11 protein-coding genes and 3 pseudogenes are annotated in these 11,979 nt (G+C 65.8%); 12 read left to right on the top strand and 2 right to left on the bottom strand.

Going from position 1 to position 11,979, the window contains the following annotated elements; translation table 11 throughout:
• From G3436_RS29005 to G3436_RS18890, 9 genes and pseudogenes are all read left to right on the top strand, one after another.
• The coding region (locus G3436_RS29005) for a phosphoenolpyruvate carboxylase (RefSeq protein WP_420801226.1) at positions 1-285 on the top strand (285 nt) is incomplete at its 5' end.
• Positions 233-585: pseudogene (locus G3436_RS29000) on the top strand (phosphoenolpyruvate carboxylase); the annotation flags it as partial. The gene G3436_RS29005 and the pseudogene G3436_RS29000, both read left to right, overlap by 53 nt.
• Before the next feature lie 67 nt (positions 586-652).
• Positions 653-904 carry a phosphoenolpyruvate carboxylase gene (locus G3436_RS28995; protein ID WP_420801225.1) on the top strand — a complete coding sequence of 84 codons (252 nt, stop codon included), beginning with the start codon at positions 653-655 and terminating at the stop codon, positions 902-904.
• A gap of 266 nt (positions 905-1,170) precedes the next feature.
• The gene (gene adk, locus G3436_RS18915; RefSeq protein WP_163948014.1) at positions 1,171-1,821 is read left to right on the top strand and encodes an adenylate kinase; all 651 of its coding nucleotides are present in this window, start codon (positions 1,171-1,173) and stop codon (positions 1,819-1,821) included.
• Between the two features lie 86 nt (positions 1,822-1,907).
• Positions 1,908-2,581: pseudogene (gene tsaB / locus G3436_RS18910) on the top strand (tRNA (adenosine(37)-N6)-threonylcarbamoyltransferase complex dimerization subunit type 1 TsaB).
• A 128-nt stretch (positions 2,582-2,709) separates the two neighbouring features.
• The gene (locus G3436_RS18905; protein ID WP_163948011.1) at positions 2,710-3,009 is read left to right on the top strand and encodes a hypothetical protein; all 300 of its coding nucleotides are present in this window, start codon (positions 2,710-2,712) and stop codon (positions 3,007-3,009) included.
• Between the two features lie 3 nt (positions 3,010-3,012).
• Entirely contained in the window at positions 3,013-3,876 is an 864-nt protein-coding gene (locus tag G3436_RS18900) for a DUF72 domain-containing protein (RefSeq protein ID WP_163948008.1), read from the top strand.
• Between the two features lie 33 nt (positions 3,877-3,909).
• Positions 3,910-4,740 (top strand): isocitrate lyase/PEP mutase family protein, encoded by an 831-nt coding sequence (locus G3436_RS18895; RefSeq protein WP_163948005.1) that lies wholly within the window; start codon positions 3,910-3,912, stop codon positions 4,738-4,740.
• A 6-nt stretch (positions 4,741-4,746) separates the two neighbouring features.
• A complete protein-coding gene (locus G3436_RS18890; RefSeq protein WP_163948002.1) occupies positions 4,747-5,442 on the top strand; it encodes an extensin-like domain-containing protein in 696 nt (231 codons plus the stop codon).
• Here the strand turns inward: G3436_RS18890 and G3436_RS18885 are convergent.
• The gene (locus G3436_RS18885) at positions 5,439-6,059 is read right to left on the bottom strand and encodes an energy transducer TonB (protein ID WP_163947999.1); all 621 of its coding nucleotides are present in this window, start codon (positions 6,057-6,059) and stop codon (positions 5,439-5,441) included. The genes G3436_RS18890 and G3436_RS18885 overlap by 4 nt on opposite strands.
• 108 nt (positions 6,060-6,167) lie before the next feature.
• Here G3436_RS18885 and G3436_RS18880 point away from each other — a divergent pair, with 108 nt between their 5' ends.
• Complete coding sequence (locus G3436_RS18880; RefSeq protein WP_178116523.1) at positions 6,168-6,938, top strand: class I SAM-dependent methyltransferase; 771 nt, start codon at positions 6,168-6,170, stop codon at positions 6,936-6,938.
• A gap of 1 nt (position 6,939) precedes the next feature.
• Here the strand turns inward: G3436_RS18880 and G3436_RS18875 are convergent, their stop codons facing one another.
• Positions 6,940-7,575, bottom strand: a complete 636-nt coding sequence (locus G3436_RS18875; protein ID WP_163947993.1) for a TetR/AcrR family transcriptional regulator — start codon at positions 7,573-7,575, stop codon at positions 6,940-6,942.
• A gap of 160 nt (positions 7,576-7,735) precedes the next feature.
• On the opposite strand from G3436_RS18875, the gene G3436_RS18870 reads away from it, so the two are divergent.
• Positions 7,736-8,836 (top strand): efflux RND transporter periplasmic adaptor subunit, encoded by a 1,101-nt coding sequence (locus G3436_RS18870; RefSeq protein ID WP_163947990.1) that lies wholly within the window; start codon positions 7,736-7,738, stop codon positions 8,834-8,836.
• Between the two features lie 6 nt (positions 8,837-8,842).
• Positions 8,843-11,907, top strand: a pseudogene (locus G3436_RS18865) (efflux RND transporter permease subunit).
• The last annotated feature ends 72 nt before the right edge of the window (positions 11,908-11,979 follow it).

Here is an 11,979-nt window from a genome sequence, read left to right as displayed (position 1 = left end):
GCCGCCGGCGGCACCGTGGGGCGCGGCGGTGGCCCGGCGCATGCGGCGATCCTGTCGCAGCCGCCGGGATCGGTGGCCGGGCGGTTCCGCACCACCGAGCAAGGCGAGATGATCCGCTTCAAGTTCGGTTTGCCAGACATCGCCGAGCAGAACCTCAACCTGTACCTGGCGGCGGTGCTGGAGGCGACCCTGTTGCCGCCCCCCCCCACCGCAGCCAGCCTGGCGCGAACTGATGGACCAACTGGCGGGCGATGGCGTGAACGCCTACCGCGCGGTGGTGCGTGACAACCCGCAGTTCGTCGAGTACTTCCGCCAGTCCACCCCCGAACAGGAGCTCGGCGTCTGCCGCTGGGCAGCCGCCCGGCCAAGCGGCGTGCGGGCGGCATCGAGAGCCTGCGCGCCATCCCGTGGATTTTCGGCTGGACCCAGACGCGCCTGATGCTGCCCGCCTGGCTTGGCTGGGAAGCGGCGCTGAACAATGCACTGGCACGCGGGCAGGGCGAACTGCTGGCCGAGATGCGCGAGCACTGGCCGTTCTTCCGTACCCGCATCGACATGCTCGAAATGGTCCTGGCCAAGGCCGATGCAGAGATCGCGCGCTCCTACGACGAACGTCTAGTGCAACCGCAACTGCGACCTTTGGGGGGGGCATTTGCGCGACCTATTGTCGCAGGCGTGCCAGGTGGTGCTGGGCCTGACCGGCCAGCCGGTGCTACTGGCACACAGCCCCGAGACCCTCGAATTCATCCGCCTGCGCAATACCTACCTGGACCCGCTACATCTATTGCAGGCCGAGCTGCTGGCGCGCTCGCGCGGGCGTGAAGCCGCTCTGGACAGCCCTTTGGAACAGGCGCTGCTGGTGACTGTGGCGGGTATTGCAGCCGGTTTGCGCAACACCGGTTAAGCGCGCCAGCGGGGCAGGGTGGCGGTGCGCGGCGCCTTGCCCGAGGGGGCGCGGGGAAGCGCTCGGCACCCGGTTGCGCCTGGCGCAACCCGAGCCTGAGCGGCCCCTCGCAGCAGTTTTTTCCGACTTTCGACCGCTTGTGTGGTCTGGGTGCGCTGTGTATCTTGAGCAGCCTTTTGACCGAATTGCGGTCATCACCCGATTCTTGGGATTGGCCCTGAGTGGCGAATCCATTGATTTGCTTATAAAAAATTGAGGAGCACAAGATGCGCGTAATTCTGCTGGGAGCTCCCGGGGCCGGTAAAGGTACTCAGGCTAAGTTCATCACCGAAAAGTTCGGCATTCCACAGATCTCCACCGGCGACATGCTGCGTGCCGCGGTCAAGGCGGGCACCCCGCTGGGCCTCGAAGCCAAGGCGATCATGGACGCCGGCAAGCTGGTCTCCGACGAGCTGATCATCAACCTGGTCAAGGACCGTATTGCCCAGGCCGACTGCGCCAACGGTTTCCTGTTCGACGGTTTCCCACGCACCATCCCCCAGGCTGAAGCCCTGGTGACTGCCGGTGTCGAGCTGGACGCCGTGGTCGAGATCGCCGTTGCCGACGAAGAAATCGTCCAGCGTATCGCCGGTCGCCGTGTGCACGAAGGTTCGGGCCGCGTCTACCACGTGGTCTATAACCCGCCAAAAGTCGAAGGCAAGGACGACGAGACCGGCGAGCCGCTGGTACAGCGCAAAGACGACACCGAAGAAACCGTGCGTCATCGCCTGTCGGTCTACCACGAGCAGACCAAGCCGCTGGTGGACTTCTACCAGAAGCTGTCGGCTGACCATGGCGGCAAGCCGAAGTACAGCCACATCGAAGGCGTGGGCTCGGTCGACGCCATCACCTCCAAGGTGCTCGCCGCCCTGAGCTGATCTGTGCTCGGATGTGCATACAACGGCCCGCTTGCGGGCGTTGTTGTTTATAATGCCGCTCTTTTTTCTTGCCCCTGGAACCCCCGATGACCACCTTGCTGGCCCTGGATACCGCCACTGAAGCCTGCTCCGTTGCCTTGCTGCATGACGGCAAGGTGCTCAGCCACTATGAGGTGATCCCGCGGCTGCATGCGCAAAAGCTGCTGCCGATGATCCAGACCCTGCTGGCCGAGGCCGGTATCGCACTGTCGGCGGTGGACGCGATCGCCTTTGGCCGCGGGCCGGGCGCCTTTACCGGGGTACGGATTGCCATCGGCGTGGTGCAGGGCCTGGCCTTCGCCCTCGATCGCCCGGTGCTGCCGGTGTCGAACCTGGCGTTGCTGGCACAGCGCGCGCTGCGCGAGCACGGCGCCGAGCAGGTGGCGGCCGCCATCGATGCGCGGATGGACGAAGTGTACTGGGGTTGCTATCAGCACAATGCTGGCGAAATGCGCCTGCTGGGCAGCGAAGCGGTGCTGGCCCCCGAGCAGGTCAGCCTGCCGGCCGGGGTTGGCGGCGACTGGTTCGGCGCCGGTACGGCTGGGGCTATGCAGACCGGTTGCCGGTCACTGTCACGGGACAGGACGCCGGCATGTTGCCCCACGCCCTCGACCTGCTGACCCTGGCGCGGTTCGCCTGGGACCGTGGCGAAGGCATTGCGGCCGATCTGGCCCAGCCGGTGTACCTGCGCGACAAGGTGGCCACGCCCAAGGCGCGCTGAGCGCCGTTGGTCGTCTATCGCCATTGCACATAAACCTTTTGCTCGATATGTGGTCCAGTTATCAGTCGGCATTTGCGAAGTCGTTCAGGTGCCGCTAAATTGCCATCATTGGTCCTGAGTAACTGTTCATGCGCGTCGACGGCTTTTCTTCCCAGTCCTACCCGATCAAGCGCCCGCTGCGTAAGCCGCTGGTGCGCGATGAGGATGTGGACGAAGACCTGCCAGGCGAGTTCGAGGCGCAGCCGGCCCAGGCCGGCAATACCGCTGCAGCCGGGCGCAGCAGCGGCGGCCTGCCGGTGCGCCAGCAAGACATGATCTTCCCGCGGACGCGCAACAAGCGCACCGCCCAGGCCCTGACCAGCTACCTCACCACCGCAGGCTTCGTCGACTGGGAGATGGAAGTGCTGGGGCTGGACCTGTACATTTGAGGCATGACGCCTCTCCCTTACTTTCTCGGTTGCCCGTCCTGGAGTGAAAACGCCTGGCGCGAGTACCTGTACCCCGTCGATGCCAAGACCAGCGATTTTCTCGGCCTCTACAGCCAGGTGTTCAACGCCGTAGAAGGCAACACCACGTTCTATGCACGTCCCGCGCCGGCCACCCTCGAGCGCTGGGCGCAGATCATGCCCGCGCACTTTCGCTTCACGGCCAAGTTCCCTGGCGACATCAGCCATGGCGGCGACCTGCGCCAGCAGTTGGTGGCGGCGCAAACCTTCATCAACCTCCTCAAGCCGCTCGGTGCACGCGTTGCGCCGTACTGGTTGCAACTGCCGGCGAGCTTCGGCCCGGCGCGCCTGGGGGAACTGCTGGCGTTCATCGACGAGGTCGGTGTTGCCCTGGCAGTGGAGGTGCGCAATGCGGCGTTCTTCGCCAAGGGTGATGACGAGCGCTTGCTCAATCGCCTGCTGTGCGAACGCGGCGTCGAGCGCATCTGCCTGGACCCGCGAGCGTTGTTCAGTTGCACCTCGCGCGAGCCTGGCGTGCTCCACGCACAGTCCAAGAAGCCGCGCGTGCCGCCGCGTCCCACCGCCTTCAGCCAGAGCCCGCAGGTGCGCTTCATCGGCCACCCGGAACTGGCCGCCAACGAACCCTTCCTGCTGCCCTGGCTGGACAAGGTGGCGGGCTGGATCGAGGAGGGCCGAAGCCCTTACGTTTTCCTGCATACTGCGGACAACCGCCTGGCTGCCGCGCTGGCGCAGCGATTCCATCGCGGCCTGATGGAGCGCCTGCCCGGCTTGCCGGCCTTGCCCGAACTGCACAGGGCGCCACAGGCCGAACAGCTCGGCCTGCTCTAGGCGGCCTGGCGCCTCTGCCTGGGAGCTGTGACCATGGATGTACAAACCCTGCGTGCCGAAGCCTTCAAGGCCTTGCATGAACGTGACGGCGCGTTCGTCATCCCCAATCCGTGGGATGCCGGCTCTGCCAAGTTGCTGGCCAGCCTGGGCTTCGAGGCGCTGGCGACCACCAGCGCGGGCCTGGCGTTTTCGTTGGGGCGTCCCGACGCTGAAGGCGCCATGACCCTGGACGAAACCCTGGGCAATGCGCGCAGCATCGTCGATGCCACGGCCTTGCCAGTGGCCGCAGACCTGGAGAACGGTTTCAGTGATGATCCCAAGGGCTGTGCCGCTGCCATCCTGCAAGCCGCTGCAGCGGGCCTTGTAGGCGGTTCCATCGAGGATGCCAGTGGTGACCCGGATGAACCTGTCTACGGCTTCCATCACGCCGTAGAGCGCGTTGAGGCGGCTGTTGCGGCGGCACGCAGCCTGGCGTTTCCGTTCATGCTGTGCGCCCGCGCCGAAAACCTGCTGCATGGGCGCCAGGACCTGGATGACACGATTGCGCGTCTGCAGGCGTTCGCCGAGGCCGGCGCTGATGTGCTGTACGCCCCGGGCCTGCGCAGTGCCGAGCAGATCCGGCGCGTGGTGCAGGCGGTGGCACCGCGGCCGGTCAACGTGCTGATGGGCCTGAGCGGGGTGAGCCTGAGTCTGGCCGAGGTACAGGCGCTCGGGGTCAAGCGCATCAGTGTCGGCTCGTCGCTGGCGCGGGCTGCCTATGGCGCATTTTTCCACGCCGCCGAGCGCATCCGCGACCAGGGCCGTTTCGACTACGCCGAGCAGGCGCTGTCGTTCGACCAGCTCAACCAGCTGTTCAGGCGCTGAGCGGCCATGCGGCGAGGGACAGTCGTTGGCCTGCTGGCAAGCGTTGTCGCCGCCGGGCTGTTGGCCTGGCAGCAGGGCTGGCGCGTGCCGTCGGCCTGGAACCTGTGGGCGGTGCTGGATGTGAAGGCACCGCCCAACCTGCTTACCCCCTACAAGTTGGGGCGTCTGCAGGATGACCCGCAACTGTGCGCACAGGCCCTGGCCACTTCGACCTTGCGCTACAGCAGGCAGGCCGACAGTGCGGCCACGGTGGCGTGCCCGCTGCACAACGTGGTGCGCGTGCAGGGTTCAGGCGTGCGCCTGAGCAGCAGCTTCCTGGCCAGTTGTCCGGTGGCGGTGGCGTTCGCGCTGTTCGAGCGCCATGGCCTGCAACCGGCAGCGCAACGCGCGTTTGGCCAGCCGGTGGTGCAGGTCGACCACCTGGGCAGCTTCGCCTGTCGCAATGTGTATGGGCGCAAGGAAGGCCGGCGCAGCCAGCATGCCGGCGCCAATGCGCTGGATATCGCCGGGTTTCGGCTGGCGGACGGGCAACGTATCGATCTTGTGCGCGACTGGCAGGGGGAGGGCGCCAAGGCGAGGTTCCTGCGCGAGGTCCACGCGGGCGCCTGTGACAGCTTCAATACGGTGCTGGGGCCCGACTACAATGCCGCGCACCGCAATCACTTTCACCTGGACATGGGCTTCTGGCAGATCTGCCGTTAAGCGGCGATACGCACGTTGTTCAGTACCACCGGGCGTGCCCAGCGCAGGTCGAAGTCCAGCGCCGATTGCTGCTTGACCAGGGTCGCCTCGTCGAACGGCTCGGGGGCCGGGTCGAGCAGGTTGGCTTCCAGCTCGGCGATCGGCAGGTGCAGCGGATAAGGCTGCGGTGCCGGGCCCGGCTCGGGCAGCGGGTGGCCCTGGCTCATCACCACCGGGCGTACCCAGTTGTTGCTGATATCCAGCTGACGCTGCTGCTCGATCAGCTCCAGCGCGCTGAACGGCGGCGCAGGCTTGTCGAGCAGGTCCAGTTCGAATTCGGCGATCGGCAGGAACAGCGGCTCGGGCGGGGCCACGATCGTGTCCTGCACGTTGCACAGGCGCTGGCTGTGGATCTGTGCCAGAGTCTGGCTGCCGGCGATCGGCTCGCCGGTGGCGGCGTCCACCTCGGGAGCTGCCAGCTCGCTTGCTTCAGTGCCTTCACCCTGCTGCTCTGCCAACGCCTGGGCAAAGAAGTCCTGCCACAGGTGGCTGACGCCCCCGAGGGTCTGGGTGTTGTGCCGGGCAAAGTCGCCGACGGGCGACAGATAACCGGAAGGAAGCTGAAGAATGTCTGACATGGCAGTCGTTGGCTGTCCGGGTCTGGCAAAATAGCGATTACTGCGGTTATCGGCACAGTCCGGCAATCATTTAATTTTTTTGCATGGGGTAGGTGAGCGGTGGAGCAACTGGCGGACGGCGGTATCCGGGTCGAGGCGTTGGCGGGCGAGTACCAGGCGCAGGCCGAGCGGTGGGCGGTGCGCCTTGGTTTGCCGCTGCAGGACGATTCGGCGGCGTTTGCCGTGCAGGTGGGTGAGGCGGGCTTGCAGATCCAGCAGCTTGGTCCGCAGGCCCCCGGCCCGGTACGGGTCGACTTCGTCGAAGGCGCGGCGGCGCACCGGCGGGTGTTCGGCGGTGGCAGCGGGCAGATGATCGCCAAGGCCGTGGGCATCGCTCAGGGCGTACGCCCGCACGTACTGGACGCCACGGCCGGGCTGGGCAAGGACGCCTTCGTGCTGGCCGGGCTGGGTTGCCAGATGCAATTGATCGAGCGCCAGCCGCTGGTGGCGGCGTTGCTCGAGGATGGCCTGGCACGTGCCGCCGGCGATGCCGAGGTCGGCCCGATCGTGGCGCGCATGCAGTTGCTGCCTGGCAACTCCATCGAGCGCATGCGCGACTGGCAGGGCGAGCCACCGCAGGTGATCTACCTGGACCCGATGTTTCCGCACCGCGACAAGAGCGCCCTGGTGAAAAAGGAGATGCGCGTGTTCCGTCCGCTGGTCGGCGACGACCTCGACGCCCCGGCGTTGCTCGAAGCGGCGCTGGCGCTGGCCAGCCACCGGGTGGTGGTCAAGCGCCCGCGCAAGGCGCCGATCATCGACGGGCCCAAGCCCAGCCACAGCCTGGAAGGCAAGTCGAGCCGCTACGACATCTACCCGAAAAAGGCGCTCAAGCCCTGACTCAGGGCCGGTAGGCGCGGATGAACAGCGCTACCACGTCCTGCACGTGGCGTTCGGCGGCCTCGGCATCCAGTGCCGGGGCATACCCCAGCAGCAACCGGTAGTTGGCTGCGCCCTTGAGCAGGCAGAAGAAATGCTCGGCGGCCTTGGCCGGCTGATCGATGCTCAGCAGGCCACGCTGATCGATGCGCTGCAGCAGGATTTCCATCTCGTGCAGCACCAGCAACGGGCCGGCTTCGAAGAAGATCTGGCTGAGCTTGGGGTCCTGCGGGCCGAGTGCGATGATCAGGCGGCTCAGTTTCACCGACTGGTCACTGCTGATCAGCGCCTGAAAACCACGCCCGATGTTCAGCAGCACCTGCTCCACCGAGGCGCCTTCGGCCAGTTCGAAGATCACCTCGGGCAACTGCGCCGTGCAGGTCGCCACCACGGCCGAGGAGAACAGTGTCTCCTTGTCGGTGAAGTGGCTGTAGACGGTGAGCTTCGACACACCTGCCGCTGTGGCGACCGCATCCATGCTGGTGTTGGCGTAACCGTGGGTGAGAAACAGGGCTTTGGCCGCCTCCAGGATGGCCTGGCGTTTGGCGAGGTCCTTCGGGCGGCCGGGGCCGGCGGGGACGCTGGGATCTTTTGGCATGGATGACACGTGCAAGTTTGACAAGAGGACAGGGTACACCGTGGCTGGCGCTACGGCGTTGCAATTTCTGTCCGACAATCGCTTCCCGGCATCGTTTCGCTGATTTACTATACCCGCCAGTATAAATATTCGAAGCGCTGTTCACGGAAGGTTTTCGATCATGTTGCGCCATGCCTTGCCCTTCGCACTCCCGCTCACCTTTGCCCTGCTGCTCGGCGGCTGCGGTCAGGAGAGCCCGCCCCCCACCGCGCTGCGCCCGGCCATGGTGGTGCAGCCGCAATTGTCCACGGCTGCGGTCGACAGCTACCCCGGCGAGGTGCGCGCGCGCCTTGAGCCGGAGCTGGCGTTTCGCATTGCCGGCAAGGTCAGCAAGCGCCTGGTGGAGGAGGGCCAACGGGTCAAGGCCGACCAGCCGCTGGCCGAACTCGATCCGCAGGACGTGCGCCTGCAACTGGAGGCCAGCCGCGCGCAGATGGCCGCAGCGCAGGCCAACCTGAGCCTGGTCAAGGCCGAGCGTGATCGCTACCAGACGCTGCTGGCCAAACAGATGGTCAGTCGTTCGCAGTACGACAACGCCGAAAACCTCTACCGTGCCGGCCTGGCACGGGTCAATCAGGTGCGCGCCGAATTCGACGTGGCGGGCAATCAGGCCGGCTACTCGGTGCTGCGTGCACCGCAGGACGGTGTGGTGGCCAAGCGGCTGGTCGAGGTCGGCCAGGTGGTGGCGGCCGGGCAGACGGTATTCACCCTGGCCGCCGATGGCGAGCGCGAGGTGCTGATCAGCCTGCCCGAGCAGAACTTCGGTCGTTTCAAGGTGGGCCAGCCAGTGGCCGTTGAGCTGTGGTCGCAACCCGATACCCGCTTCGAGGGGCGTATTCGCGAGCTCTCGCCAGCCGCCGACCCGCGCTCGCGCACCTTTGCCGCACGCATTGCGTTCAGTGCCGGCAAGGTGCCGGCGCAACTGGGGCAGAGTGCCCGGGTATTCATCCAGCATGCCGAGCAGGTGCCGCTGGCGGTGCCGTTGTCGGCCGTGACGGCCGAGAATGGCCAGGCCTATGTATGGCGTGTCGGGGCCGACAACCGGTTGCAGCGTACCGCGGTACGCGTGGGGGCCTATGGCGAGACCAGCGTTCCAGTGCTCGAGGGCCTGAGCGCCAGCGACTGGGTGGTTGCCGCCGGCGGCCACGTGCTGCACGAAGGGCAACAGATACGGCCGGTGGACCGGTCCAACCGTGTGGTGAATCTGGCAGCCAAGGAGTAAGTCCCGATGGGTTTCAACCTTTCCGCCTGGGCGCTGCGCAATCGCCAGATCGTACTGTTCCTGATGGTATTGCTGGCGCTGGTCGGCACGCTGTCCTACACCAAGCTGGGTCAGAGCGAAGACCCGCCCTTTACCTTCAAGGCCATGGTGATCAAGACCAACTGGCCGGGCGCAAGTGCCGAAGAGGTTTCGCGCCAGGTCACCGAGCGCATCGAAAAGAAGCTGATGGAGACCGGCGAGTACGACAAGATCGTCTCGTTCTCGCGCCCCGGTGAGTCCCAGGTCACCTTCATGGCCCGTGACTCGATGCACTCCAATCAGATCCCCGAGCTGTGGTACCAGTTGCGCAAGAAGGTTGCCGATATCCGCCATACCTTGCCCTCCGGCATCCAGGGACCGTACTTCAACGACGAGTTCGGCACCACCTTCGGCAATATCTATGCACTGACCGGCAGCGGGTTCGACTATGCCGTGCTCAAGGACTATGCCGACCGCGTGCAGATCCGGCTGCAGCGGGTCAAGGACGTGGGCAAGGTCGAGCTGCTCGGCCTGCAGGACGAAAAAATCTGGATCGAGCTGTCCAACCTCAAGCTGGCCACCCTTGGCCTGCCGTTGGCGTCCGTGCAGCAGGCACTCGAAGAACAGAACGCGGTGAGCACTGCGGGCTTCTTCGAAACCCCCAGCGAGCGACTGCAGCTGCGCGTGAGCGGGCGCTTCGAGACGGTCGAGCAGATCGAGCAGTTCCCCATCCGTGTGGGCGAGCGCACCTTTCGGATCGGTGATGTGGCGACGTGCGTCGGGGCTTCAACGACCCACCTCGCCGCGCATGCGCTTCATGGGCGAGGATGCGCTGGGCCTGGCGGTGTCGATGAAGGAGGGCGGCGACATCCTGGTGCTGGGCAAAGCGCTGGAAAGCGAGTTCGCGAAAATATCGGCGACCCTGCCGGCCGGCATGCAACTGCGCAAGGTGTCCGATCAGCCGGCGGCGGTGAAGACTGGCGTGGGCGAGTTCGTGCAGGTGCTGGTCGAGGCCCTGGCCATCGTGCTGCTGGTGAGTTTCTTCTCGCTGGGCATGCGCACCGGCCTGGTGGTGGCGCTGGCGATTCCGCTGGTGCTGGCGATGACCTTCGCGGCCATGTACTACCTGGGTATCGGCCTGCACAAGATTTCCCTCGGTGCGCTGGTACTGGCGCTGGGGCTGCTGGTGGACGATGCGATCATCGCCGTGGAGATGATGGCGATCAAGATGGAGCAGGGCTTCGACCGCTTCAAGGCCGCCAGCTTCGCCTGGACCAGCACTGCGTTCCCGATGCTCACCGGCACCCTGATCACTGCAGCAGGCTTCCTGCCGATCGCCACGGCGCAGTCGGGCACCGGCGAGTACACCCGTTCGATCTTCCAGGTGGTGACCATCGCGCTGATCGCCTCGTGGATCGCGGCGGTGGTGTTCGTGCCGTACCTGGGCGAGCGGCTGCTGCCGGACCTGGCCAGGTTGCACGCGGCCAGACATGGCACCGCCGACGGGGCCACCGACCCGTACGGCACACCGTTCTATCAGCGCGTGCGGCGCCTGGTGGGCTGGTGCGTGGCGCACCGCAAGACAGTGATCGTGGCGACCCTTGGCCTGTTCGTGCTCAGCGTGGTGTCGTTTCGCTTTGTGCCGCAGCAGTTCTTCCCGGCCTCCGGGCGCCTGGAACTGATGGTCGACCTCAAGCTGGCCGAGGGCGCTTCACTGAGCAACACGGCCGATCAGGTCAAGCGCCTGGAGGCGTTGCTCAAGGACCGCGCCGGGGTCGACAACTACGTGGCCTATGTCGGCACCGGCTCGCCGCGCTATTACCTGCCGCTGGACCAGCAGTTGCCGGCGGCCAGCTTTGCCCAGTTCGTGGTGCTGGCCACCACCATCGAAGAGCGCGAAACGTTGCGCAGCTGGCTGATCGACACCTTGAACGAGCAGTTCCCCGACCTGCGCTCGCGCGTCACGCGTCTGGAGAACGGCCCCCCGGTGGGGTACCCGGTGCAGTTCCGGGTGACGGGCGAGCATATCGAGCAGGTGCGTGCGCTGGCGCGCAAGGTGGCGGCCAAGGTGCGCGAGAACCCGCACGTGGTCAATGTGCACCTGGACTGGGAAGAGCCGAGCAAGGTGATCTACCTGAACATCGACCAGGACCGTGCCCGTGCCCTTGGGGTCAGCACTGCGCACCTGGCGAAGTTTCTGCAGAGTTCGCTCACCGGGTCATCGGTGAGCCAGTTCCGCGAGGACAACGAGTTGATCGAGATCCTGTTGCGCGGCACGCGCCAGGAGCGCACGGAGCTCGCCAACCTGTCGAGCCTGGCGGTGCCAACCGACAATGGTCGCAGTATCGCACTGTCGCAGGTCGCGACCCTGGAGTACGGCTTCGAGGAAGGCATCATCTGGCACCGCAACCGCTTGCCGACGGTAACGGTGCGTGCCGATATCTATGGCAAGGAGCAGCCGGCCACGCTGGTCACGCAGATCCTGCCGACCCTGGAGCCGGTGCGTGAGGCGTTGCCGGACGGTTACCTGCTGGAGGTGGGCGGTACCGTGGAGGATTCGACCCGCGGGCAGAACTCGGTGAATGCCGGGGTGCCGCTGTTCATCGTGGTGGTGCTGACCTTGCTGATGCTGCAGTTGCGCAGCTTCTCGCGCACGGTGATGGTGTTCCTGACCGCGCCACTGGGGTTGATCGGCGTGGTGCTGTTCCTGATGGTGTTCCGCCAGCCGTTCGGTTTCGTGGCAATGCTGGGGACCATTGCACTGTCGGGGATGATCATGCGCAACTCGGTGATCCTGGTGGACCAGATCGAGCAGGACATTGCGGCGGGGCTGGACCGTTGGCAGGCGATCATCGAGGCGACGGTGCGGCGGTTCCGGCCGATCGTGCTGACGGCGCTGGCGGCAGTGCTGGCCATGATCCCGTTGTCGCGCAGCGTGTTCTTCGGGCCGATGGCGGTGGCGATCATGGGCGGGCTGATCGTGGCCACGGCATTGACGCTGTTGTTTTTTGCCGGCGTTGTATGCGGCGTGGTTCAAGGTCAGGAAGCCTTGAGCTGAGTGTGCTGGCCCATTCGCTGGCAAGCCAGCTCCCACAGGGTCAGGCGGTGTTGCGCCTATCCCTGTG

The organism is Pseudomonas brassicae (assembly GCF_010671725.1).
In the GTDB taxonomy this organism is placed as follows: domain Bacteria; phylum Pseudomonadota; class Gammaproteobacteria; order Pseudomonadales; family Pseudomonadaceae; genus Aquipseudomonas; species Aquipseudomonas brassicae.
The sequence above is the reverse complement of the archived record's forward strand: the minus strand, read 5'-3'. Positions and strand labels throughout refer to the sequence as shown.

Excerpts from the sequence above, each read along its gene's own strand:
- adk (WP_163948014.1), top strand. The coding sequence starts at position 1,171 with ATGCGCGTAATTCTGCTGGGAGCTCCCGGGGCCGGTAAAGGTACTCAG.
- G3436_RS18900 (WP_163948008.1), top strand. The coding sequence starts at position 3,013 with ATGACGCCTCTCCCTTACTTTCTCGGTTGCCCGTCCTGGAGTGAAAAC.
- G3436_RS18885 (WP_163947999.1), bottom strand. The coding sequence starts at position 6,059 with ATGTCAGACATTCTTCAGCTTCCTTCCGGTTATCTGTCGCCCGTCGGC.
- G3436_RS18890 (WP_163948002.1), top strand. The coding sequence starts at position 4,747 with ATGCGGCGAGGGACAGTCGTTGGCCTGCTGGCAAGCGTTGTCGCCGCC.
- G3436_RS18870 (WP_163947990.1), top strand. The coding sequence starts at position 7,736 with ATGTTGCGCCATGCCTTGCCCTTCGCACTCCCGCTCACCTTTGCCCTG.
- G3436_RS18875 (WP_163947993.1), bottom strand. The coding sequence starts at position 7,575 with ATGCCAAAAGATCCCAGCGTCCCCGCCGGCCCCGGCCGCCCGAAGGAC.
- G3436_RS18905 (WP_163948011.1), top strand. The coding sequence starts at position 2,710 with ATGCGCGTCGACGGCTTTTCTTCCCAGTCCTACCCGATCAAGCGCCCG.
- G3436_RS18895 (WP_163948005.1), top strand. The coding sequence starts at position 3,910 with ATGGATGTACAAACCCTGCGTGCCGAAGCCTTCAAGGCCTTGCATGAA.